This is a genomic window from Microbacterium sp. ZOR0019 (assembly GCF_000800925.1).
Taxonomy (GTDB): Bacteria; Actinomycetota; Actinomycetes; order Actinomycetales; family Microbacteriaceae; genus Microbacterium; species Microbacterium aurugineum.
This window is the reverse complement of record NZ_JRKC01000017.1, coordinates 63185-84981: the sequence shown is the minus strand read 5'-3', so window position 1 is coordinate 84981 and position 21797 is coordinate 63185. Positions and strand designations below refer to the sequence as shown.

The 21797-nt window shown below is 68.3% G+C and carries 22 protein-coding genes and 3 tRNA genes; 16 read left to right on the top strand and 9 right to left on the bottom strand.

The genetic code is table 11. From position 1 onward, the window contains the following. Positions 1 to 73: 73 nt before the first annotated feature. The gene (locus L978_RS05995; protein ID WP_047521305.1) at positions 74 to 1462 is read right to left on the bottom strand and encodes a hypothetical protein; all 1389 of its coding nucleotides are present in this window, start codon (positions 1460 to 1462) and stop codon (positions 74 to 76) included. Between the two features lie 310 nt (positions 1463 to 1772). Here L978_RS05995 and L978_RS05990 point away from each other — a divergent pair, with 310 nt between their 5' ends. The 3 genes from L978_RS05990 to L978_RS05980 all read left to right on the top strand — a co-directional run bounded on the left by L978_RS05990 (position 1773) and on the right by L978_RS05980 (position 4424). After that, positions 1773 to 2066 carry a hypothetical protein gene (locus L978_RS05990; protein WP_231554993.1) on the top strand — a complete coding sequence of 98 codons (294 nt, stop codon included), beginning with the start codon at positions 1773 to 1775 and terminating at the stop codon, positions 2064 to 2066. Between the two features lie 131 nt (positions 2067 to 2197). Continuing rightward, positions 2198 to 3523, top strand: coding sequence for a peptidoglycan DD-metalloendopeptidase family protein (locus L978_RS05985; RefSeq protein ID WP_047521303.1), 1326 nt, complete (start codon positions 2198 to 2200; stop codon positions 3521 to 3523). Between the two features lie 55 nt (positions 3524 to 3578). Then, positions 3579 to 4424: a hypothetical protein gene (locus tag L978_RS05980; RefSeq protein WP_047521301.1), complete on the top strand. Its 846-nt coding sequence runs from the start codon at positions 3579 to 3581 to the stop codon at positions 4422 to 4424. Between the two features lie 33 nt (positions 4425 to 4457). Here L978_RS05980 and L978_RS05975 read toward each other — a convergent pair whose 3' ends face one another. The 4 genes from L978_RS05975 to L978_RS05960 form a co-directional block, all read right to left on the bottom strand. Next, positions 4458 to 4775, bottom strand: coding sequence for a hypothetical protein (locus tag L978_RS05975; RefSeq protein ID WP_052193371.1), 318 nt, complete (start codon positions 4773 to 4775; stop codon positions 4458 to 4460). 114 nt (positions 4776 to 4889) lie between these two features. Next, positions 4890 to 4962 (bottom strand) — tRNA-Phe (locus tag L978_RS05970). A 69-nt stretch (positions 4963 to 5031) separates the two neighbouring features. Next, positions 5032 to 5105 (bottom strand) — tRNA-Asp (locus L978_RS05965). 29 nt (positions 5106 to 5134) lie between these two features. Further along, positions 5135 to 5207, bottom strand: a tRNA-Glu gene (locus L978_RS05960). A 211-nt stretch (positions 5208 to 5418) separates the two neighbouring features. On the opposite strand from L978_RS05960, the gene L978_RS05955 reads away from it, so the two are divergent. Further along, entirely contained in the window at positions 5419 to 6774 is a 1356-nt protein-coding gene (locus L978_RS05955; protein ID WP_052193370.1) for a M23 family metallopeptidase, read from the top strand. Positions 6775 to 6852: 78 nt separating this feature from the next. On the opposite strand, the gene L978_RS05950 is transcribed toward L978_RS05955, so the two are convergent. Then, positions 6853 to 7344 (bottom strand): inorganic diphosphatase, encoded by a 492-nt coding sequence (locus tag L978_RS05950; RefSeq protein WP_021198726.1) that lies wholly within the window; start codon positions 7342 to 7344, stop codon positions 6853 to 6855. Between the two features lie 40 nt (positions 7345 to 7384). Next, a complete protein-coding gene (locus L978_RS05945) occupies positions 7385 to 8047 on the bottom strand; it encodes a TMEM175 family protein (protein WP_047521298.1) in 663 nt (220 codons plus the stop codon). A 64-nt stretch (positions 8048 to 8111) separates the two neighbouring features. Here L978_RS05945 and tilS point away from each other — a divergent pair, with 64 nt between their 5' ends. After that, a complete protein-coding gene (gene tilS, locus L978_RS05940; protein ID WP_047521296.1) occupies positions 8112 to 9104 on the top strand; it encodes a tRNA lysidine(34) synthetase TilS in 993 nt (330 codons plus the stop codon). Between the two features lie 14 nt (positions 9105 to 9118). Here the strand turns inward: tilS and L978_RS05935 are convergent, their stop codons facing one another. Next, positions 9119 to 9718: a DUF937 domain-containing protein gene (locus L978_RS05935; protein WP_047521295.1), complete on the bottom strand. Its 600-nt coding sequence runs from the start codon at positions 9716 to 9718 to the stop codon at positions 9119 to 9121. A gap of 93 nt (positions 9719 to 9811) precedes the next feature. Between L978_RS05935 and hpt the strand changes: the two genes are divergently transcribed. The 10 genes from hpt to L978_RS05885 all read left to right on the top strand — a co-directional run bounded on the left by hpt (position 9812) and on the right by L978_RS05885 (position 18326). Then, positions 9812 to 10363 (top strand): hypoxanthine phosphoribosyltransferase, encoded by a 552-nt coding sequence (gene hpt / locus L978_RS05930; protein ID WP_047521293.1) that lies wholly within the window; start codon positions 9812 to 9814, stop codon positions 10361 to 10363. A gap of 89 nt (positions 10364 to 10452) precedes the next feature. Then, positions 10453 to 12453, top strand: a complete 2001-nt coding sequence (gene ftsH / locus L978_RS05925; protein ID WP_047521291.1) for an ATP-dependent zinc metalloprotease FtsH — start codon at positions 10453 to 10455, stop codon at positions 12451 to 12453. Between the two features lies 1 nt (position 12454). Continuing rightward, positions 12455 to 13057, top strand: a complete 603-nt coding sequence (folE, locus tag L978_RS05920) for a GTP cyclohydrolase I (protein WP_047521289.1) — start codon at positions 12455 to 12457, stop codon at positions 13055 to 13057. Then, the gene (gene folP / locus L978_RS05915; RefSeq protein WP_047521287.1) at positions 13057 to 13866 is read left to right on the top strand and encodes a dihydropteroate synthase; all 810 of its coding nucleotides are present in this window, start codon (positions 13057 to 13059) and stop codon (positions 13864 to 13866) included. Before folE ends, folP begins: the two co-directional genes overlap by 1 nt. Before the next feature lie 44 nt (positions 13867 to 13910). Then, on the top strand, positions 13911 to 14306 hold the full coding sequence (gene folB / locus L978_RS05910; protein ID WP_047521285.1) for a dihydroneopterin aldolase: 396 nt from the start codon (positions 13911 to 13913) through the stop codon (positions 14304 to 14306). Beyond that, positions 14303 to 14842 carry a 2-amino-4-hydroxy-6-hydroxymethyldihydropteridine diphosphokinase gene (folK, locus tag L978_RS05905; RefSeq protein ID WP_047521283.1) on the top strand — a complete coding sequence of 180 codons (540 nt, stop codon included), beginning with the start codon at positions 14303 to 14305 and terminating at the stop codon, positions 14840 to 14842. Before folB ends, folK begins: the two co-directional genes overlap by 4 nt. Then, positions 14839 to 15321 (top strand): DUF3180 domain-containing protein, encoded by a 483-nt coding sequence (locus tag L978_RS05900; RefSeq protein WP_047521281.1) that lies wholly within the window; start codon positions 14839 to 14841, stop codon positions 15319 to 15321. Before folK ends, L978_RS05900 begins: the two co-directional genes overlap by 4 nt. Further along, entirely contained in the window at positions 15272 to 15853 is a 582-nt protein-coding gene (locus tag L978_RS05895; protein ID WP_047521280.1) for a PH domain-containing protein, read from the top strand. Before L978_RS05900 ends, L978_RS05895 begins: the two co-directional genes overlap by 50 nt. Then, complete coding sequence (locus L978_RS05890) at positions 15850 to 17631, top strand: PH domain-containing protein (RefSeq protein WP_047521277.1); 1782 nt, start codon at positions 15850 to 15852, stop codon at positions 17629 to 17631. Before L978_RS05895 ends, L978_RS05890 begins: the two co-directional genes overlap by 4 nt. After that, positions 17628 to 18326: a DUF2520 domain-containing protein gene (locus tag L978_RS05885; RefSeq protein ID WP_047521275.1), complete on the top strand. Its 699-nt coding sequence runs from the start codon at positions 17628 to 17630 to the stop codon at positions 18324 to 18326. The genes L978_RS05890 and L978_RS05885 overlap by 4 nt, the downstream gene beginning before the upstream one ends. A gap of 17 nt (positions 18327 to 18343) precedes the next feature. Here L978_RS05885 and L978_RS05880 read toward each other — a convergent pair whose 3' ends face one another. Further along, positions 18344 to 20179 carry a DUF2207 domain-containing protein gene (locus L978_RS05880; protein WP_047521273.1) on the bottom strand — a complete coding sequence of 612 codons (1836 nt, stop codon included), beginning with the start codon at positions 20177 to 20179 and terminating at the stop codon, positions 18344 to 18346. Positions 20180 to 20259: 80 nt separating this feature from the next. Here L978_RS05880 and lysS point away from each other — a divergent pair, with 80 nt between their 5' ends. Further along, positions 20260 to 21792, top strand: a complete 1533-nt coding sequence (lysS, locus tag L978_RS05875; RefSeq protein WP_047521272.1) for a lysine--tRNA ligase — start codon at positions 20260 to 20262, stop codon at positions 21790 to 21792. The last annotated feature ends 5 nt before the right edge of the window (positions 21793 to 21797 follow it).

Sequence of the window (21797 nt, the reverse complement as noted above, 5' to 3'; positions counted from 1 at the left end):
CGGGCGCTGATCAGTCCGGGAACGAGAGAGGCGCGAGCAGGGATCCCTGCTCGCGCCTCTCTCGTCTGCGTGACTACTTGGAGGACTTCTTCTTCGTCTCCACCACGTCGATCGTGATCTTCTCGAGCGGGCTGTCGTCGTCGAGCTCGTCCTCGAGGACCTCATCGCCGAGGAAGGTCTCTTCCGGGGCCTCGTCCGCGACGGCCTCTGCGGGGGCTGCGCCGGGAGCGTCCGCTCCGGTGATCTCCGTCGGCAGCGCGTCGTCGGAGAAGATGCCGTCAGGACGGATCAGCTCGCGCACCTCGGCCATGAAGCTCGAAAGCTGCTGCTGCTGCCAGCGCAACTGACGCGTGCGGTCCTCCGCATCGTGCAGCACTGCCGTCGTGTGACCGGTGACCGAGTCGACGATCTTCTGCGCCTTCGCGCGAGCGCGTTCGAGCGTCTCGCGAGCACGGACCTGTGCGTCGGCTTCGATGGCCTGCGCCTGTGAACGGGTCAGGCGCTCGTAGTCCTCCGCCCGCGCCGAGATGCGCTGAGCGTGTTCGAGCGACGCCGAGACCTGCTCGTTGGCGTCGTTGGTGATGCGCTCGGCGTGCGCCACGGCCTGGTTGTGCAGAACGAGGAACTCCTGCTGCGCGTCGTCCTGCCGACGGGTGAGGGTCTCCTCGAACTCCAGCACTCGGGCGTTCATGTCGCGGACGTCGCGCTCGGCGTCGGCACGCAGCTGGGTCGTCTCGCGCGTGACGAGGGAACGCAACGCGGCGGCGCCCTTCTCCGCCTCGGTGCGGATCGCCGTCGCCTCCTGTGCGGCCTGGTTCACCTTCTCCGCAGCATGTGCGGCTTCGCGTTCGATGCGGGCCTCGTGCGCCGTGTACTCGGTGTCCATCTTCAAGCGCACCTGGTCTGCGTCGCGCTGCGCCTGGTCCTTGATGCGCTCAGCGTCGGCTTCGGCCTCGGCGCGCTGCGCGGTCACTTCCTCACGGGCAGAGGTCATCAGGCGGTCGGCCTGCACAGCCGCGTTCTGGATGAGGACGTTCGCCTGCTCCTCGGCGACGCGGAGGATCGCCTCGAACTGCTGACGCGACGGGGCCTCTTCGCCGTCGGGCTGCGGGGTGTCGACGAGCTCGGAGGTGAGCGTGGCGACCTGCTGCTCGGCGTCGGAGGCCTTGGCGTTCGCGGCCGCCAACTCGCTCTCGAGGGCTTCGCGGGCCTTGCGCTCCTCTTCCCGGACCGTCTCGACGGCCTCTTCCTCGCGGGCCTGTGCCTCGGCGACATCGGCGGCAGCCTGCTTGAGCTGATTGCGGAGGGCCGCGAGCGCAGAGTCGACCTCGGCCTTGTCGTAGCCGCGGAAGCCGACCGTGAAGGCGCCCTGCTGGTCGCGCGGCGTGGTCTCGATCAGCTGGTCGAAGAAGTCCGGCGAGCGCTCGTCGTCGCGGCCGGCGTTTCCGGGAGAATCGCTCATGAGGTTCGTGCCTTTCTGGCGTGGACACACGGCGGGCTGCGGCTCCATCCCGGAGTGCGGGACCGTGCGACCGGAGGAGGAGGTCGTCTGGGCTCACGCCGCCATGACCGGGAAGGTCCGGACGGCGAGGCGCTCCTCCCAGCCTAGTTGCGACGGCGCGAAGTTGTGAGCCTGTTTTGCCGGTCTCGGAGGGAGGGCACAGCTCCGGCCGACGGCACATCCGTGACCCCCTGCCTCCTCCCGGCCCGCGGCGCAACCCCGTTTCGACGAAGAGCCGAGTCGCATAGCGTCAGCAGCGAACCGGAAGAAGATGACGACGACCGGAGGCGAGATGTACACGATCATGCGCACGCGGATCGCGCTCAACGAGGCGGAGTACTTCCTGGCGGAGGGCCAGGATGTCGCAGACCTCAGACGGAGGATCGAAGAGGCCATGCGCTCGGGCGGCGGATTCGTCGAGTTCGACGTCGCGGGGGAGCGGTCGGTGAGCGTCCTGATCAGCTCCACCACACAGGTCGTGATCTCGACCTCGACGGCCGATGAGGGTGGGCACGACGACGGCGACGGCGGGACACCCTACGGCGGGGAGTACGACCTGGTCTGATCAGGACGGCGCCGGTGGCAGTGGATCCATCGGTTCCTCGGTGGCGCTCGCGGGAGACCTCCGCCGCACTGGTACGGTGACGGCGGAGGGCATCACGTCCCTGGGGCCGCCGAACAAGAGAGAACGTCGAGATGAAGCGAGCATCCCGCGTGCGTCTCGGTCGCATCGGGATCGCGACCGTGCTCGCACTCGTGATCGGCGCATCTGCGCCATCGCTGTCTTCGAGCACGTCGGCTACCGCGGCGAGTGTTCCCCAGATGGTCTATCCGGCATCGGGCAACATCCAGTCGAAGGTCGGCGACGGCTGTCGGGGCAACTACCGCGCCCACGACGGCATCGACATCTCCGGGGCCGGCGGCACGCCCATCGTCGCGTCCTACGACGGTGTCATCAAGTCGCGCACCGCGAACAGCGGCTACGGCAACTACACCGACGTCGAGCATCCAGGCGGCTACGTCACGAGGTATGCGCACATGGCCTCGCCGGGGATGTACGCCCCGGGCACCCGGGTGGTCCGCGGCCAGAAGATCGGCATCGTCGGCAACACGGGTAACTCCCCGGCCTACCACCTGCACTTCGAGGTGCGGCTCAGAGGTGCGGTGTACACCGCGGTCAACAACGGGTTCGTCTGCCTCTCGAACGTCGTGCGCGGCGCCTCGCTTCCCCTGTACTTCCCGGGCCTCGGAGACGGACAGGCGCCAGGTGTCGCGTCGGCTGACTACACGGGCGACAGGAACGCCGACCTGCTGGAGATCGCCGGAAACGGTGCCCTCCGTCTCCGGCCGGGCACGGGCGCGGGGCGCTTCTCGTCGGGGACGACCCTGTTCGCGGGGTGGGGCGATACCCGCAGGCATCTCACCCATACTGACTTCAATAGTGATGGCAAGGCCGACATCCTCGTGGCGCGGTCCGATGCCGCCCTCGAGTTCTATGCGGGCAACGGCACCGGCGGATTCGCTTCAGCCGTCTCCGTGGGCAACGGCTGGTACAGCATGCTGCATGTGGTCTCCGGAGCCGACTACACGGGTGACGGGAAGCAGGATGTCCTCGGTGTCTCCGCGTCCGGCATCCTGACCATCTACCGTGGCAACGGATTCGGAAGGTTCGGTTCCCCGCACATCACGGTCGGTGGCGGATGGCAGTCCTACCACTTCCTCGTCGGCGGCGACTTCGACAACGACGGGAGTGGCGATCTGATGGCGGTCGACGGTCTGGGAACGCTCTACTTCTATCCTGGGTCGCCGGGGAGGTTCGGTACGCCGCGTGCGGTGGGCTCGGGGTGGGTGGAGTTCACCGCCCTGACCGGAGGCGTCGACTACAACGGCGATGGGCTCGCAGATCTGGTCGCTCGCACCCCCGCCGGTCAGCTCTACTTCTACCCGGGACTCGGCAACGGCAATGTCGGCACCAGATCGTTGATCAGTGCGGACTGGGCCGACCAACTGGCAATCGAGTAGTCCAGGTCGAGCCGCGAACCGACGCTGGAGAAGGTGTGCGGCGTATCGTGGGTGCATGGTCGACCCCACCTTCGAGGAGATCGCGGCCGCTCTGTACGCGGGCTCCCCGGAAGCCTTCGTCGCGTCGCGGAAGGACCGGGCCTCCGAGGTCGATGACGCGGAACTCGCGTCCCGCATCCTCGCACTCCGCAAGCCCTCGATCGCGGCCTGGGTCGTGAATGTGTTCGCGCGGGAGCGGGCCGGCCAGCTGGGGGAGGCGCTGCGGCTGGCGGCCGAGCTTCGTGAGGCGCAAGACGAACTGGATGCGCCTGCGCTGGCGAAGCTCGGCAGAGAACGTCGCGCCCTCACGCGCCGGCTCGCGGAGACGGCGGCCGAGATCGCGGGTTCTCGCGGCGAACGCATCACACCCGCGACGCAGGAAGCCGTCGAGCGCAGCATCTCGGCGGCGTTCTTCGATCCCCTGGCTGCGAGCGCGGTCGCCTCCGGGCGGCTGTTGCGGGCGCTCGAACCCACGGCGTCGGCCACCGACATCCGGGACGCTGTGGCCGGCGACATCGATTCGCGGGAAGCCGCCCCGCAGCGGCCGACCGACGAGTTGCAGGAGCGGCGCGCGCGGAGAGAAGCCGAACGTCGCCTCGCCGCGGCCGAGAAGGACCAGACGGCCGCGGAACGGGAGCTCGCGAAGCAGGAGAGGGAGCTGCAGGGACTCCGAGACCGGGCGGCCGAGCTGGCCGAGAAAGCGGAAGAGCTCGAGGCGGAACTCACCCGGACCCGCGTGGCGGCGAGCCACGTCGAACGGGACATCCCGGAGGTGCAGGAGCGCCGGGCGACTGCCGCAGAGCGGGTGGATGACGCCGCGGAGGCAGCAGAGCTCGCGCGGAAGGCCCTGGACGCCCTCTAGCGTGCAGTTTCCGCAGAGCTGATTCGAGTCGAGTCACGCGGGACGGAGACGACCGCGGAGGAAGGGAAGCGCCGGGGCTCGGTATTCCCAGTTCGCGTCATCCTCGGGAGTGAGGGAGGCTTCCGCGCGACCGAAGCGCCAGAGGCGGTTGAAGAGGAACACTTCGATGACGACGGGACCATCGGTGGGGATCTGCCAGGTGCCGGGACCCCACTGCGTCGGCTGACCGCGTTCGCCGATGACGAGCGTGGGCCTGACTCCTGCGTAGAGCGCGAAACGGGGGCGCCGCATCGTGAGTTCGATCCGGCGGACGCCCGCTCCGGGACCCCGCGCCGACCTCTCGTCATCCATGATGACCGAAGCCTACTGGGCCGCGGGAACCCGCTTCTCGCCAGGGCAAAGCAAAACCCCCGCCATGTAGAAGCTAGGCGAGGGTTTCTGGAGTGATTGTAACGATCACTCGTGTGGCTCCGACCGGCATCGATCCGGTGACCTTTCGATTTTCAGTCGAACGCTCTACCAACTGAGCTACAGAGCCGCGCGACCGGCGAACCTGTCGCGTCCTAGACGAAGAGCCCTCTCCGAAGAAAGAGCTCATCGCACGGAGCGACCCTGACGGGACTTGAACCCGCGACCTCCGCCGTGACAGGGCGGCACGCTAACCAACTGCGCTACAGGGCCATACTTGTTTTCAATTGTATCGGAAGGTGTGACCCCAACGGGATTCGAACCCGTGCTACCGCCGTGAAAGGGCGGCGTCCTAGGCCGCTAAACGATGGGGCCGAGTCAGTCCCGGAGGACTTCCTTGCCGACGCTCAAGCATAAGGGATGATCCGGGCAAATCGCGAATCGAGGGCGAGGCGGCTACCCCCGGGCGTGTTTCAGGAGGACGATGGGAGGGTCAGGCGTGCGATGACCGTCGTCGGATCGGCCCTGGTGCGGATGTGAAAGTTGTTGTTAGTGTGGCATTTGTGAAACCGGCGGAAGGGGCCGCGTGAACGACGACCAGACAACTCTGGATGCTGCGGTTGCCGCGGCTTCAGATGATTGCGGCTGCGCGCCCAGTCCTGCCGAGCGCCGAGCGTTCGGCAAAGACGGCCTCAGCCGCCGAGGCGCTCTCGGCCTCGGCGTGCTCAGCGTCGTCGCGCTCAGCGCCTTCGGCATCTCCCAGGGTGTGACCGCCGCCTACGCCGCGACGTACCCGAGTTGGGACGATGTGCAGCGGGCGAAGCAGAGCGAGGCCGCCAAGGCCGCCGAGGTCACCCGCATCGAGGGCCTCATCCAGTCCCTGACCCAGAAGGTCGCCGAGACCCAGGCGGCCGCGAAGGTCGCCGCGGACGAGTTCTACGAGGCGCAGCAGAAGTTCTTCGCCGCGTCCACCGAGGCCGACTCTCTGCAGGCCAAGGCCGACGAGCAGTCCGCGAAGGCCGACGCGTCCGCGAAGAAGGCGGGCCAGGTCGCCGCGCAGCTGTATCGCAACGGTGGCGATGACACCTCTCTCGAGCTGCTCTTCACCGGATCCGCCGACAATGCCGACGAGCTGCTCGCGCGCCTCGGCACGATGGACAAGCTGTTCGAGTACAACCAGTCGGTGTACGACGATGCGGTCGCCGCCCGGAACTCCGCGCAGTCCATGAGCGACCAGGCGGTGGTCGCTCGTGATGAGCGCGACCGCCTGCAGAAGATCGCCGAAGAGAAGATGGTCGTCGCTCAGCAGGCAGCCGACGCCGCTCAGGCTGCGCTCGACGAGCAGTCCGCGAACCTCGCCACCATGCAGGCGCAGCTCGCCGCTCTCAAGGACGCGACGACCAAGACGGTCGCGGGCTACAAGGCCGGTGTCGCGGCCGAGGAGAAGAAGCGCAGAGAGCGCGAAGCTGCGGAAGCTGCGGCCAACGCCGGCGGCAACAGCGGCGGCGGCGGCTCTCAGGGCAGCGGTGGCTGGTGCCGTCCTCACGGCGGCGGCAAGAGCTCCGGCTACGGACCCCGTTCGCAGCAGTGCGGCCCGCAGGGCTGCTCCTCGAGTTTCCACTACGGCACGGACTTCGCGAACGGCTGCGGCGCTGCGATCTATGCCGCCCAGTCCGGCACTGTCGACTACGCGGGCTACAACGGCGGCTACGGAAACTACATCCGCATCCAGCACGGCGGGGGAATCGGCACCGGCTACGCGCACATCCGCGACGGAGGCATCGTCGTGCGGTCGGGCCAGTGGGTCAGGTCCGGTCAGGTCATCGCCTACGCGGGCAACACCGGGCGCTCGTTCGGCTGCCACCTGCACTTCGAGGTCTACCGGTATGGCAGCGCCATCAACCCGGTGCAGTTCCTCGCCCAACACGGCGTCTCCGCCTGATCAGCACCTCATCTTCGACGAGAAGACCCCCGACCGCAGTTGCGGAACCGGGGGTCTTCTCGTCGAAGGCGCGGGCGATCAGTGGCCCTGCTCGCCGAAACGCACGATCGCTTCGTCGAGGATGCGCTGCGCCTCGGCCGCGTTCCCCCACTCGTCGACCTTGACCCACTTGTTGGGCTCGAGGTCCTTGTAGTGCTCGAAGAAGTGCGAGATCTCCTTCTTCGTGTACTCGGCGATGTCGTCGATGTCCTGGATGTGCGCCCAGCGAGGATCCTTCGAGAGCACGGCGACCAGCTTGTCATCTCCGCCGGCCTCGTCGCTCATCTTCAGCACGGCCACGGGACGGACCTCGACGACGACGCCCGGGTAGATCGCGTGGTCGAGCAGCACGAGCACGTCGAGCGGGTCCCCGTCCTCACCCAGCGTGTTGTCGAAGTAGCCGTAGTCGGCCGGGTAGCCGAAAGTCGTGTAGAGAACGCGGTCGAGGTGCACTCGTCCGGTTTCGTGGTCGACCTCGTACTTCACGCGGCTGCCGCGCGGGATCTCGATGACGGCGTCGTGTGCGCCCATGCGTGTACTCCTCAGGAAAAGTTCGGTTGGATACCGCGGACTAGCCTACCCGCGGCTCCTCGGCGTCCGACCCCCGCCCGCGACGGTGTGCGATGCGGTTGAGCAGGCGCGAGAGCGGACCGTTCAGCAGGAGGAGGAGCAGGGCGAAATAGCCGTTGGGCACGGTGAGCACGGCGATCACCAAGGAGACGGCGAACAGGATGATCGCGGCGAGGTCGCCGACGATCCCCGCCCTCAGCACCTCCGTCGGTGCCGTCGTGAGGTCGGGGTGGCGACGCAGATACATCCACCCCGCCAAGGTCGTGACCTGCGTCATGATCAACGTCCCGATGTAGACCACGGCCTGGAGGGCGTCGGAGTCCAGCTGCCCGAGCATCGCGGTCGGCACGGGCAACCAGACGATCGTCGCCATCCAGGCGACGTTGATCCACAGGAGCGGCGTGGTGATCAGCTCCACATCGCGGTATTGACTGTGGTGTCCCATCCAGAACGTCGCGATGAGGACGAAGCTCAGCGCGAAGCTCACCAGCTGAGGCGAGTGCTCGGAGAAGAACTCCGCGGTCGTCAGTCTCTCCGACGCCGCATCGGAGATGGACTCCAACAACGGCAGGATGAGCAGCGTCATCGCGATCGCCACGACAGCATCGACGAACGCCTTGAAACGTTCGGTGCGGAACTGTTGTGTGCGGGGGTGAGCTGTCACGGCGTCAGGATAGCCCCGAGGGTGCGCCGGCGCACGGACCGGGGCCGTGCCCTACCGTGGAACCGTGCCTTCCCTGTCTCCCGCCATCGCCGAGATCCGTCTGGCCGTGCGCACCGCGCTCGCCGACATGCCCGAGGGGTCCACGGTGATCGTCGCCCTCTCCGGAGGAGCGGATTCCCTCGCGCTCGCTGCCGCCACAGCCTTCGAAGCTCCCAAGCTCGGGCTCCGCGCGGCGTCGCTCACCGTCGACCACGGTCTGCAGGGAGGATCGGACGCGGTGGCTTCGCAGGCGGCGCGGGCGGCGGCGGCGCTCGGTCTCGACCCGCTGATCGTGCGTGTCGACGTCTCCGGGGACGGAGGGCCGGAGGCCGCGGCGCGTGAGGCGCGCTACGGGGTGCTGCGGGATGCGGCGGCAGACGTCCGCGCCGCCGCGGTCCTGCTCGGGCACACCCTCGATGACCAGGCGGAGACCGTGCTGCTCGGTCTCGCCCGCGGATCCGGGGCCACAAGCCTGCAGGGCATGGCGCCGGTCCGCGAAGACGCAGACGGTGTGCGGTGGGTGCGCCCGTTGCTCGGCGTCCGGCGGGAGACGACCCGGGCCTTCTGCGTCGCCTCCGCGCTCACGCCGTGGGACGACCCGCACAACCGTGACGAGCGCTACGCCAGGGTTCGGGTGCGTGAGCGCGTGCTCCCGGTGCTCGAATCGGAACTCGGCCCGGGCATCGCCGATGCGCTCGTGCGCACCGCAGAACAGCTGCGGGAAGACGCGGAAGCCTTCGACGAGATGATCCACGAGACGATCGAAGACATCGTCGAGCACGCCGAAGCCGGCATCTCCGTCAGCGTCGCGGCGCTCGCCGCGAACCCGGCGGCGCTGCGCAACCGGATCATCCGCCTGGTCGTCGACAGCGAGTTCGGTGTCAGCCTCACGAGGACGCAGACCATCGAGGTGGCGCGGCTCGTGACCGACTGGAACGGTCAGGGGCCGATCGACCTGCCCGAGTGCTCGGCCGTGCGCCGCGGTGGGCGCATCGTCTTCACCGCGTCCGGTCGCTGAGCGAGGGGGAAGCCCTACTTCTTCCCGCCGAAGAGACCGCCCAGGATTCCGCCGAGGTCGATGCCGCCGCCCGATCCGCTGCCGTTCCCGCCGCCGAGCAGTCCGCCGATCACGTCGCCGAGCCCGCCTCCGCCGGAACCACTGCTGCCGCCTCCGCCGAGAAGGCCGCCGATGAGGTCGCCGATCCCGCCAGAGCTCTCGGCTCCGGTGTCCGTCTTGGCGGTCTTGTCCTTGTTCGCGTTGGCGATGAGGCCCATCACGATCGGCGCCAGGATGGGGAGGAGCTTGCCGAAGTCGATGCCGGGAGTCGCCTTCGACTCCGTGAGCTCCTTCGTGACCTCCTTCTCCTTCGAGCCGAGGATGTGCGCGACGATCTTGCCGCCGTCGGCCTGATCGATGTCATCGACCTTCGAGGCGCCGGCGGTGCCCTCGTGCTTCTTGAGCGCGTTCTGGATCGCTGCCGAGCCCTCGTCGGTCTCCGCGTTCTTCGCGAGGCCGCCCAGGAGCACGGCGCCACCCTGTTCGACGGCGACCTTGGCCTCGTCTCGCGAGACCCCCAGCTTCTCCGCGATGTCGTCGATCGGTACCTGCGCGAGGATGTCGTCAAGAGCCATGGTGAATCCTTCCCTCAGGGGCGTCCGCCCGCGTCACCGCTCACAGTAGTGGGGGATACCGGAGCATGGGGTGGCGTCGCCTAAAATCGATCCATGCGCGCCGCGGAGATCCAGGACGACCTTGCACAGATCCTCGTCACAGAGGAGGAGATCCTCGCCAAACTCGAGGAGTTGGCGGCGCAGGTCGCCCGAGACTACGAGGGCAAAGACCTCGTCCTCGTCGGCGTCCTCAAAGGCGCCGTCATGGTGATGGCCGATTTCGCGCGGGCACTGCCGTTCCACGCCCCGATGGATTGGATGGCGGTCTCGAGCTACGGCGCGAGCACCAAGTCGAGCGGTGTCGTGCAGATCCGCAAAGACCTCGACACCGACCTGAACGGCAAGCACGTCCTGATCGTCGAGGACATCATCGATTCCGGCCTCACGCTCAGCTGGCTGCTCGAGAACTTCGGCTCCCGCGGGGCGGAGTCGATCGAGGTGCTGGCCCTCCTGCGCAAGCCTGAGGCTGCGAAAGTCGTCATCGACTGCAAGTACGTCGGCTTCGACATCCCCACCGACTTCGTCGTCGGGTACGGCCTCGATTACGACGAGCGGTACCGCAACCTGCGCGACGTCGCCGTGCTCGCGCCGCACGTGTACTCCTGACACGCGCGCCGACGGGCCGTGCTGCCGGGGTACGCCGTGGGTGAACGCACAGCGACCCCCTAGGGCGCGCGCGATACGCTGATCCGATCATGGATGTGAAGAAGCTCACCCGGAATCCGCTGATCTACGTCGCGCTGATCGGCGTGCTGCTCTTCGGCGGATTCCTGCTGATCTCGAATCTGGGTGCGCCCAAGCAGATCACGACGCAGGAGGGGCTCAAGCTCCTCTCCGGCACCACCGTCACCGAGGTGGTGACCACCGACGGCGATCAGCGTGTGGACATGACACTCTCCAAGCCGTTCGAAGGCTCCGAGAACGTGCAGTTCTACTACGTCGACGCTCGCGCCGACGAGGTGGTCTCGGCGATCAATGAGGCCGCTCCCAAGGACGGCTTCAACGACGCGGTGCCGCGGGCGACCTGGTTCGACGGCTTCCTCTCCCTCCTCCTCCCGCTCGTTCTGCTGGGCCTCCTGTTCTGGTGGCTCCTGTCGTCGATGCAGGGCGGCGGCGGCAAGGTCATGCAGTTCGGCAAGTCCAAGGCCAAGTTGGTGAGCAAGGAGACCCCGACCGTCACCTTCGCCGATGTCGCGGGTGCCGATGAGGCCATCGAGGAACTCCACGAGATCAAGGAGTTCCTGCAGGACCCCGCCAAGTTCCAGGCGATCGGTGCCCGCATCCCGAAGGGCGTCCTGCTGTACGGCCCCCCAGGAACGGGCAAGACGCTGCTCGCCCGTGCGGTGGCCGGGGAAGCAGGAGCCCCCTTCTACTCGATCTCCGGATCGGACTTCGTCGAGATGTTCGTCGGTGTCGGAGCCTCGCGTGTGCGCGACCTCTTCGGCCAGGCCAAGGAGAACGCTCCGGCGATCATCTTCATCGACGAGATCGATGCCGTCGGCCGTCACCGCGGCGCCGGTATGGGCGGCGGAAACGATGAGCGCGAGCAGACCCTCAACCAGATGCTGGTCGAGATGGACGGCTTCGATCCGAACGCGAACGTCATCGTGATCGCGGCGACCAACCGTCCGGACATCCTCGACCCCGCGCTGCTGCGCCCCGGTCGCTTCGACCGCCAGATCGGCGTGGACGCCCCCGACCTCAAGGGACGTCAGAAGATCCTCGAGGTGCACAGCAAGGGCAAGCCGCTCTCCAAGAACGTCGACCTCGAGGTCGTCGCACGCAAGACCCCCGGTTTCACGGGTGCCGACCTCGCCAACGTGCTCAATGAGGCGGCGCTGCTGACCGCGCGCTCGAACGCGCAGCTGGTCGACAACCGCGCCCTCGACGAGGCCATCGATCGTGTGATCGCCGGTCCGCAGCGCCGCACCCGGGTGATGCGCGACAAGGAGAAGCTCATCACCGCGTATCACGAGGGCGGACACGCACTCGCCGCCGCCGCGATGAACTACACCGACCCGGTGACCAAGATCACGATCCTGCCCCGCGGCAAGGCTCTCGGCTACACGATGGTGCTGCCGCTCGACGACAAGTACTCCGTCACCCGTAACGAGCTCCAGGACCAGCTGACCTACGCCATGGGCGGCCGCGTCGCCGAGGAACTCGTCTTCCACGATCCGACCACCGGTGCCTCGAACGACATCGAGAAGGCGACCTCGATCGCTCGCAAGATGGTCATCGAATACGGCATGACGACCGAACTCGGTCCGGTCAAGCTGGGCACCGAGGGCGGCGAGCCGTTCGCCGGGCGCGACATGGGTCGAGGACGTGAGTACTCCGAGACGATCGCCGAGCGGGTCGACACCCAGGTCCGCGCGCTCATCGAACAGGCGCACAACGAGGCCTACGAGGTTCTCAGCGCGAACCGCGACATCCTCGACAAGCTCGCTCTGGCCCTGCTCGAGGAGGAGACCCTCGACCACAACCAGATCGCCGAGATCTTCACCGAGATCAAGAAGCTTCCGGAGCGCCCGTTGTGGCTCTCGAGCGAAGGCCGTCCGGTGTCTGAGCGTCCTCCGATCGAAGTACCGAAGAAGGACGTCTCGCTCGCGGCATCCGTCGAAGCCCCGGCCGGTGCCCCGCGCACGCAGCAGGGTTCGGCGGGAGCCGGGCACCCGCGGCCCGCGACGGCGTGACGTGACCGTCGACAGACAGCGTGTCGAGCGGCTCACCCGCGAGCTTCTCGAGGCGATCGGTGAGGATCCGGATCGACCGGGATTGAAGCAGACCCCGTCGCGGATGGGGGAGTTGTACTCCGAGTTCTTCTCCGGGGTGGGGGAGGATCCGGCGGAGCCGCTCGCCCGCACGATCAGCGTCTCCCGCGGCCCGGCGCCCGACACCCTGCCCTCCGGCGCTGTGCTGCTGCGCGACATCCGCTTCCGCTCGGTCTGCGAGCATCACCTGCTGCCGTTCGCCGGGCACGCCCACATCGCGTATCTTCCGGGGGAGCAGGTCGTGGGGCTCGGGGCGCTCGTTCGCGTGGTCGAGATCCTCGCCGCGCGCCCTCAAGTGCAGGAGCGACTCGGAGAGCAGATCGCGGACACGATCGCCGAACACCTCGACACCCGCGGCGTGCTGGTGGTGCTCGACGCCGCCCACGGCTGTGTGACGATGCGGGGCGGTCGGCAGACCGAGACCTCCACGCTCACGATCGCCGCCCGGGGCGAGTACACGGACGCCGTCGCCCGGACCGAGCTCATCACGTTGATCGGGGCGGCAGGGTCCGGAGCAGCACGCTGATGACGGGCATCTGGGGCATCCTCAACGTCACGCCCGACTCCTTCAGCGACGGCGGGCGCTACCTCGATGTCGATCATGCGGTCGCGCACGGTTTGCGACTGCGTGCCGAGGGAGCGACCGTGCTGGACGTCGGCGGTGAATCCACCCGGCCGGGTGCGGAGCGGGTCGGTGAGCACGTCGAGCAGCAGCGCGTCATCCCCGTGATCGAGCGACTCGCCGCTGCCGGTGTGCCCGTGAGCATCGATACGCTCAGTGCGGCCACCGCTGCCGCGGCCGTGCGTGCGGGCGCCCGCATCGTGAACGACGTCTCCGGCGGGCTCGCCGACCCGGAGATGCGTGCGGCCGTCGCCGAGTCGGGCGCGGACTTCGTCATCGGCCACTGGCGCGGCTTCTCCGCGGACATGTACGCGAACGCCGAGTACCGCCGTGTCGCCCGTGAAGTCGCCGGTGAACTCCACGAGCGCATGGGCGAGGCGGCCGTGGCCGGGATCGCCCCGTCGCGGGTGATCGTCGACCCGGGTATCGGCTTCGCGAAGACCGGGGCGCAGAACTGGGACGTGCTGCGCGGACTCGAGGAGATCGTCGCGCTCGGGCCCCGGGTCCTGATCGGCACGTCGCGCAAGCGTTTCCTGGCGGAGACACTGCGCCAGGAGACCGGCACCGACGACGAGGTATCGGAGTCGCGCCGTGATCTCGCAACGGCTGTCACGAGCGCGCTCGCCGCGCAGGCCGGAGCGTGGGCCGTGCGGGTCCACGATGTGGCCGCCACCCGCGATGCGCTCGCGATAACGCATGCTTGGACGGGCTGAACGTCCGCTCAGCCGCCGGAGGGCGTCCCCCGTACGCTAGAGGCATGGATTTCCTCGATGAGATCGTCCTCACCGGCCTGACCGTCTTCGGCCGCCACGGCGTCTATGCGCACGAGCGGGAGGACGGGCAGGAGTTCTCGATCGATCTGCGTCTGCGGATGTCGCTGGACCAGGCGGCGGCGTCGGATGACGTGGCCGACACCGTGCACTACGGAGAACTGGCCGAGAAGGTGGCAGCGGTGGTGGGGGGCGAGCCGGTGAACCTGATCGAGACGCTCGCCGAACGGATCGCCGCCGTGGCGCTGGGAGACGTGCGCGTGCAGAACGTCACCGTCACCGTGCACAAGCCGCACGCCCCGATTCCGCTCAGCTTCGCGGATGTGGCCGTCACGGTGCACCGCAGCCGTGCGCCCGAGGCGATGGAAGACATCACGATATGAGCCGCAACCTCGCGAACCCGCTCGATCTGCCGGACCGCCGCGCCGGCCGTCCCGAAACCGTGGCGGTCGTCGCGCTCGGCGCGAACCTCGGGGACCGTCAGGGGACCATCCGTGCGGCGGCCGAGCGGATCGCCCGGCTGCCGTTGGTGAGCGACGTCCGGCTCTCGCGCTTGTTCGAGACCGTCGCGCTCCGCCTGGACGGTCCGGATCCCGACGCGCCCGGCTACGTCAACGCGGTCGCTTTGGTCACCACGCGGCTCGCGCCCGAGATCCTTCTCGGGATGCTCCACGCCATCGAGGACGAGAACGGCAGGGAGCGCCGGGAACGGTGGGGCGACCGCACCCTCGATCTCGACCTGATCGCGTACGGCGACCTCGTGTCGGACGACCCCCGCCTGCAGCTGCCGCATCCCCGGGCGGGTGAGCGGCTGTTCGTCCTCGATCCGTGGCTCGATGTCGACCCCGAGGCCGAACTGCTCGGCAAGGGAAAGGTGTCGGACCTCGTCGCCGGGCTTCGAGCACGGGGCGAGGGATGAGGCGCACGTCCCTCGGCGTCCTCGTCGTCCTCGCGCTGCTCGCCGGCGGCGGTGGATTCCTGCTCGATCACATCCTCACGGTGTCGGGCCGCATCACGTTCACGCCGTCGCTGCTGCTGCCCGTGCTGCTCCTCCTGATCGCCGCCGCCTCGGTGGGGGTCGCCTGGCCGGTCCGGCGCAGCGTGCGGTCGGGGATCCGCATCGATCCGTTCCGCGCCCTCCGTGCGGCGACGCTCGCCCGTGCCTCGAGCCTGCTCGGGGCGATCATGGCCGGCTTCGGGGCCGGCCTGCTGGCGTTCCTCCTGTCCCGTCCCGTCGTTCCGCAGGTAGGGTCGACTGTGGCCATGCTGGCCCTGATCGGAAGTGCGATCATCCTCGTGATCGCCGCTCTCGTCGCCGAACAGTTCTGCACCCTGCCGAAGGATCCTGATGACTCAGAACCCAGAGACCACGCCCCTCAACCCGGCGGAGGGCACTGATCTCGCCGCCCTCGACCAGGGCACCTACTCGAAGCTGCGCACCGCGCGCAACGAGGCCCGGCTGGAACTCGACGGCACCTGGCACCAGATCTCGCCCCGCTACGTCGTGTCCCAGATCGTGCAGAATGTGATCTTCATCGTCCTTGTGGCCGTCGCGGCCGTCGTGCTGAACCTGGTGCTGCACCAGCAGTGGGTGTGGATCCCCGCCGGCGTGATCCTGTTGATCACCGTCTTCGCTCTCATCATCCTGCCGCGCCAGGCCAGGGCGATCGGATACATGCTGCGTGCCGATGACATCGTCTTCCGCAAGGGAATCCTCTGGCAGCGCATGATCGCGGTTCCCTATGGGCGCATGCAGCTGGTGGACATCACGCAGGGACCTCTCGATCGCGCTTTCGGTATCGCCCAGTTGAAGATGGTCACCGCGGCGGCGACGACCGGCGTGCAGATCCCCGGGCTCACCCAGGAGGCCGCGGAGGCACTTCGCGACACGCTCATCCACGTTGCCGAGACCCGCCGGACCGGCCTGTGAGCGAGCCGCAGCTCCCGCCGTCCCCGAGTGCGCAGGCGACGGCCTCGGAGCCGTCCACGAGCCTCGCCAACGGCGAGTGGCACCGCATGCATCCGCTCACCCCGCTCTTCAAGGGCGGGCTGGTGCTCATCATCGTCGCCGGCATCACGATCGCGAACATGCGCGATCGCCTCATCGCATGGGCTGTGGCCCTGTTCGCGCCGGAGGAGGCGCGTTACGGTGACTATGCCGGGGCCGACCCCGTCGAGTGGGTGCTGGCAAACAACCTGATCCTGGTCGTGCTGCTCAGCGTGCTCGGTCTCGCGATCGTGCTGATACTGATCTTCTGGTTCGTCTGGCGCTTCCAGCAGTTCCGCATCACCGGTGACCACGTCGAAGTGCGCAAGGGCATCATCTTCCGCTCGCACCGTCGGGCACCGCTCGATCGGGTGCAGGGCGTCAACCTCACCCGCCCCTTCCCCGCTCGCATCATCGGCCTCGCCAAGCTCGAGGTCGTCGGCGCGGGCAACGACGCGAACGTGGAGCTGGAGTATCTCGCAACGGCTCGCGCGGAGTCCGTCCGGTCGGACATCCTCCGCCTGGCTTCCGGAGCGAGGGCGGCACGCGCTGCGGCCCAGAACCCTGATCCCACTGCCGCGGCGGACGCGCCCACCTCTGCTCGCGCGCAGCTGGTCGGCTCGATGAACGAGGGCGTCAACGGACTCCTCGCGGGGGTGGACCTCGCCGATGTCGTCCCCGAGAGCGTCGTCAAGATCCCGACGGGCCGTCTGGTCGGCTCCCAACTGATCTCGGGTCTGCTCTGGTTCGTGTTCTTCGGCGCGATCTTCGCGATCGCTTTCGGCAGCGCGCTGATCGGCATGTTCGTCGACGGCGACACGGGCGGCGGGATCGTGCTGCTCGGCCTGGGCCTCGGCATGGGTGTGCCGATGGTCATCGCTGTCGTCGGTATCACTTGGGCACAGATCTCGAAGTCGCTGCGCTATTCGATCGCGCCGACGCCCGACGGCGTGCGCATCACCTACGGTCTGCTCACCACGGTGACCGAGACGCTTCCGCCCGGACGCATCTTCGCGGTCGAGGTGTCGCAGTCCCTGCTGTGGCGTCCGTTCGGCTGGTGGACGATCCGGATCAACCGGATGAGCGGCAAGAGCGCCGCGCAGCAGTCCTCCGGAAGCGGGCAGCAGTTCAACGTGGTGCTCCCGGTCGGCAAGCGGGCCGACGTCGAGCGTGTCCTCGGGCTGGTTCTGCCGGACGTTCCGGCGGCGAACATCCCGGAACTCTGGGAGCACGGCATCGTGGGTCCGGGGGAGGGCGATGCCTACCGGACGATGCCTCGTCGAGCGCGGTGGCGGCGTCCGTTCTCGTGGAAGCGGCACGGCTATCTCGTGACCGATTTCGGGCTGCTGCTTCGTCGCGGGATCGTGTGGCGCAAGCTCGCCGTGTTCCCGCTCGCGCGCCTGCAGGGCGTGTCCCTCAGCCAGGGGCCGATCGATCGAGCACAGCGGGTGTCGGGGGCACAGGTTCACACCGTTCCCGGTCCGATCACGGGTTACCTCTCCGGACTCGAGCGGGCCGATGCCCTGGCGCTGCTCGACGGTGTCGTGGTCGCCGCCGCGGAGGCCGCGTCGCGCGACACGAGCCATCGATGGAGCGAGAATTCGGCCGCCGCGCCCGCTGCTGCTCCGGTGCCTCCACCCCCGTACGCCGGGCCGTCCCCGGTGACGCCTCCGCCTCCGTACACGGGGCCGCCCGCCGCACCGCCGCGGCCGGAGCAGTGACGGTACCGCGGGACGGGCGACTCGGCGTCGGGATCATCGGCGCCGGGCGCGTCGGCCCCGTCATCGGAGCCGCGCTCGGCGGGGCAGGACATGCCGTGGTCGGGATCACGAGCGGCTCAGACGACGAGCGTGCCTCTGCGGTCCTTCCCGATGTGCCGGTGCTCGATGCGCTCGACGTCGTGCGTCGAGCCGAACTCGTGATCATCGCAGTCCCCTCGGACCAGCTGCCCTCGCTGGTCGCCGGCATCGCCGAGGTAGGCGGTTGGCAGGTGGGACAGCTCGTGTTGCACACCGACCCCGCACACGGCATCGAGGTCCTGAGCCCTGCCGCCGAACGCGGTGCGATCCCGCTGGCCGTGCACCCGGCGATCACATTCACCGGGACGTCGATCGACCTCCGACAGCTGCAGGCCGGCTTCGCCGCGGTGACCGCGGCCGCAGCTGTGCTGCCCATCGCGCAGGCGCTCGCCGTGGAGATGGGATGCGAACCGATCGTCATCGCCGAAGCCGACCGCCCCGCATATGCGGATGCGATCGCGACCGCCACCGAGTTCTCCCGGTCGATCATCGGGCAGTCGACCGCACGGCTGCGAGAGATCGGTGTGGAGAACCCCGGCGGATACCTGTCGGCGCTGGTGCAGTCCACCGTCGAGCGCGCCCTTCGTGAGGCTTCCGGTCCTTCTCCGCTGATCTGACTCTCGCGCGACCGACGTCAACGCCCGCCCGAGAACCCGCCGCCGCCTCCGCCCCCGGAGAACCCTCCGCCGAACGATCCGCCGGCGCTCGACGAGGTGCTCGTCGAGGGGGCCGTATAGCTCGCGGCGGAGCGGGACGATGCCACGAACGCGCCGAGCTGCATCCGGACGGCGAAGGATGTGGGGTCGCCCATCCAGGTCGCCCCGCGATGCTCACTTGCATAGGCGTGCTCGAGGACGTCACCCCATTCGTTTTCCATGCCGAAGAGGATCGCGTAGGGGAGGAGTCGTTCGTACAGGTGGATGACGTCGGCGGTGCCGTCCGGTCGGCGTTCCGCGCCGCTGTAGGACTGGAGCATGCGCAGGCGATCCGCCTCGGCGACCCGGATGAACTCCTGCACGCCTTGCAGGTACTCGTAGGTGCGTGCGCCCTCGGCGGTGAGCACGGTGTGCTTCGAGAACGCGTACAGGCTCGACATCAGGACGAGGAACGCGACGAAGGAGATCACGACCACACCAGGGATGGCGGAGAGGCGGCCGGTCGTGGCAGCCCAGATGCCGAGGGTCAGGCCGATCGTCGCGATGCCGATCGCGCACCACTGCAGGGTGACTGCGGTGCGACTGCGGACCTTCTCGGTCAGGCCACGCGATGCCGCGGCAGTCTTCCCGCTCTGTTCCAGTGCGGTCATCCGAGCGGCGAACGCCTCGTCTGCGGCAGGAAGGTCGACGACACCATCGGGGTCGGCGTCTGCGAAGAGCGCCTCGAACGCGGCCGCGTCCAGCTCGTCGGACCTGGGCGTCGCCAGCAGACGCCGCAACCGAGGCTCCTCCGCCTTCGTCCCCTCTTCGATGCGCAGGCTGCCGCGAACGGCGAGGTGGACGATCTCGGCGGGGATCACGTCTTTCGCGCCGGGGATGATGGCGCCGGCGAGCAAGGGAGGAAGCGAATCCGGCACGTCGTACTGGGCGATGACGATCCCGGTCGCTCTCCGGCGTCGGCGCGTGAATCCTGCGACGGCCACCCAGCTGCCGACGGAGACGCCGACCGCACCGACGGCGGCGATCAGCGGGGCGATGTCGCCCACCGGATCCGGCGTCCGCGCGAGGGGCTGTGCGACGGTGTCCGCATCGAAGCCGAGTGCCACGGTCACCCCGTGACCGGCGGGGAGCTGGGCGGACTCGACCCGGAACGTCGCGGCCCCACCATCGGTGGTCGGGCCCTGGAGGTCGCACTCGTCCCTCGAGCCCGAAGCGCCGGTGTAGCAGCGGGCGGAGCCGGTGAGCTCCGCCGACATCTCGCTGTCGAATGTGATGTCGGCGCGGAAACGTTCGATGGGCTGCGTGCTGTCGAGGGGGAGCAGGTCCCAGTAGAACTCGTCCGCCGAGGGCGTCGACGACCCGTCGGTCGGATGCGTCGCCAGCACCACGTCGCGCATCTCGTACTCGATCACGTACGTGGTGAGGCCCTGCACGTAGTCGTCGGTGCCGATGCTCACGAAGGTGAGTCCGTCTTCCTCGTCGGTCTCGTAGGGGACGGCAGTACCGTCTTCATCCGTGACCGCGATGATCTGCGTCTCGGTGCTGGCGCCCTGGTACGAGGTCGGCAGTCCCCGGACGATTCCGCGATTCTGATCGGTCTCCGGGAAGCGGGCGACCAGCGTCTCGGTCACCCGCATCAGCGCTCGGCCCTCCCCATCCAGGCCGACCTCGTAGTCGGCATCCCAGGAGGCATACGAGAAGTCGTCCACGTCCGCCGCGGAGACAGGTGCCGCTTCCGCGGTGACCGGCGTGGCGATCCCGGCAAGAGCGAGGGAGAGGGCAGCGAACGCGCGGAGGATCCGTGTGTGGGCCATTCTTCGAGGCTACCCAGCCCGTGCCGAGGGAGGGCGCGCCGCCTCGGTAAACTGGGAAGGACTTTCAAGGAGCCCCGCACATGACTGACGCGTCCGCCGCGCCCGAACCGGCCTCGACCGACCTCCCCGCCGAGGAAGACGTCCACGAACAGAAGGCCGTGCGACTCGCCAAGCGCGAGCGTCTCATCGAGAAGCGGGCGGATGCGGGTGGTGGGGCCTTCCCGGTGGGCGTTCCGATCACGCACACCATCCCTGCCCTGCGTGCCGAGTACGGCGACCTCGAGGCCGGTGACGAGACCGGCGTCGTGGTCGGCGTCGCAGGTCGCGTCGTGTTCAGCCGGAACACCGGCAAGCTCTGCTTCGCAACGCTCCAGGCTGGTGACGGCGCACGCATCCAAGCGATGATCTCGCTCGCGAACGTCGGCGAGGAGTCGCTGGCGGACTGGAAGGAGTACGTCGACCTCGGCGATCACGTCTTCGTGCACGGAGAAGTGATCTCCAGCCGTCGCGGAGAGCTGTCGATCATGGCCGATGGGTGGGAGATCGCGTCGAAGGCGGTCCTGCCTCTCCCCAACGCCTACTCCGAGCTCAGCGAGGAAGGGCGCGTGCGCAGCCGCTACCTCGATCTCATCGTCCGTGAGCAGGCACGCACCACGGTCCGTGCGCGTGCGGCCGTGAACGCGAGCCTGCGTGCCACCTTCACCAGCCACGACTACCTCGAGGTCGAGACCCCGATGCTGCAGGTGCAGCACGGAGGGGCATCCGCACGCCCGTTCATCACCCACTCGAACGCCTTCGACACGGAGCTGTACCTGCGCATCGCGCCGGAGCTGTATCTGAAGCGCGCGGTCGTCGGGGGCATCGAGCGTGTCTACGAGATCAACCGCAACTTCCGGAATGAGGGTGCCGATTCCACGCACAGCCCCGAGTTCGCGATGCTCGAGGCCTATCAGGCCTATGGCGACTACAACCAGATGGCCGCGTTGACGCAGGAACTCGTGCAGAAGGCGGCGATCGCGGTCGCGGGGTCGACGACCGTGACCTGGGCCGATGGCACCGAGTACGACCTCGGCGGCGAGTGGGACCGCATCTCGATGTACGAGTCGCTCTCCGAGGCGTCGGGCCGCACGGTCACCCCGCAGGATTCCGTCGAAGACCTCATCGCCTTCGCCGAGCAGAGTGGCGTCGACCTTCCGCCTCAGGCCACCCACGGCAAGCTCGTCGAAGAGCTGTGGGAGCACTTCGTGAAGGGCGACCTGGTGCGCCCCACGTTCGTGATGGACTTCCCCGTCGACACGTCGCCTCTCGTGCGTGAACACCGCTCGATCGCCGGCGTCGTGGAGAAGTGGGACCTGTACATCCGCGGGTTCGAGCTGGCGACCGGATACTCCGAGCTCGTCGACCCCGTGATCCAGCGCGAGCGCTTCGTCGAGCAGGCGAAGCTCGCCGCACGGGGTGACGTCGAGGCGATGCCGGTCGACGAGGAGTTCCTGCGAGCACTCGAGCACGGCATGCCGCCATCCGGGGGGATGGGCATGGGGATCGACCGTCTGCTGATGGCGATCACCGGCCTGGGGATCCGCGAGACCATCCTCTTCCCGCTGGTGAAGTAGTCCGC

Bases quoted from the DNA above. Each gene is read 5' to 3' on its own strand.
- L978_RS05995 (WP_047521305.1), bottom strand. From the start codon at position 1,462: ATGAGCGATTCTCCCGGAAACGCCGGCCGCGACGACGAGCGCTCGCCG.
- L978_RS05990 (WP_231554993.1), top strand. From the start codon at position 1,773: ATGACGACGACCGGAGGCGAGATGTACACGATCATGCGCACGCGGATC.
- L978_RS05985 (WP_047521303.1), top strand. From the start codon at position 2,198: ATGAAGCGAGCATCCCGCGTGCGTCTCGGTCGCATCGGGATCGCGACC.
- L978_RS05980 (WP_047521301.1), top strand. From the start codon at position 3,579: ATGGTCGACCCCACCTTCGAGGAGATCGCGGCCGCTCTGTACGCGGGC.
- L978_RS05975 (WP_052193371.1), bottom strand. From the start codon at position 4,775: ATGGATGACGAGAGGTCGGCGCGGGGTCCCGGAGCGGGCGTCCGCCGG.
- L978_RS05950 (WP_021198726.1), bottom strand. From the start codon at position 7,344: ATGGGCGCACACGACGCCGTCATCGAGATCCCGCGCGGCAGCCGCGTG.
- L978_RS05935 (WP_047521295.1), bottom strand. From the start codon at position 9,718: ATGGCTCTTGACGACATCCTCGCGCAGGTACCGATCGACGACATCGCG.
- hpt (WP_047521293.1), top strand. From the start codon at position 9,812: ATGCGCGCCGCGGAGATCCAGGACGACCTTGCACAGATCCTCGTCACA.
- ftsH (WP_047521291.1), top strand. From the start codon at position 10,453: ATGGATGTGAAGAAGCTCACCCGGAATCCGCTGATCTACGTCGCGCTG.
- folP (WP_047521287.1), top strand. From the start codon at position 13,057: ATGACGGGCATCTGGGGCATCCTCAACGTCACGCCCGACTCCTTCAGC.
- folB (WP_047521285.1), top strand. From the start codon at position 13,911: ATGGATTTCCTCGATGAGATCGTCCTCACCGGCCTGACCGTCTTCGGC.
- folK (WP_047521283.1), top strand. From the start codon at position 14,303: ATGAGCCGCAACCTCGCGAACCCGCTCGATCTGCCGGACCGCCGCGCC.
- L978_RS05900 (WP_047521281.1), top strand. From the start codon at position 14,839: ATGAGGCGCACGTCCCTCGGCGTCCTCGTCGTCCTCGCGCTGCTCGCC.
- L978_RS05895 (WP_047521280.1), top strand. From the start codon at position 15,272: ATGACTCAGAACCCAGAGACCACGCCCCTCAACCCGGCGGAGGGCACT.
- L978_RS05880 (WP_047521273.1), bottom strand. From the start codon at position 20,179: ATGGCCCACACACGGATCCTCCGCGCGTTCGCTGCCCTCTCCCTCGCT.
- lysS (WP_047521272.1), top strand. From the start codon at position 20,260: ATGACTGACGCGTCCGCCGCGCCCGAACCGGCCTCGACCGACCTCCCC.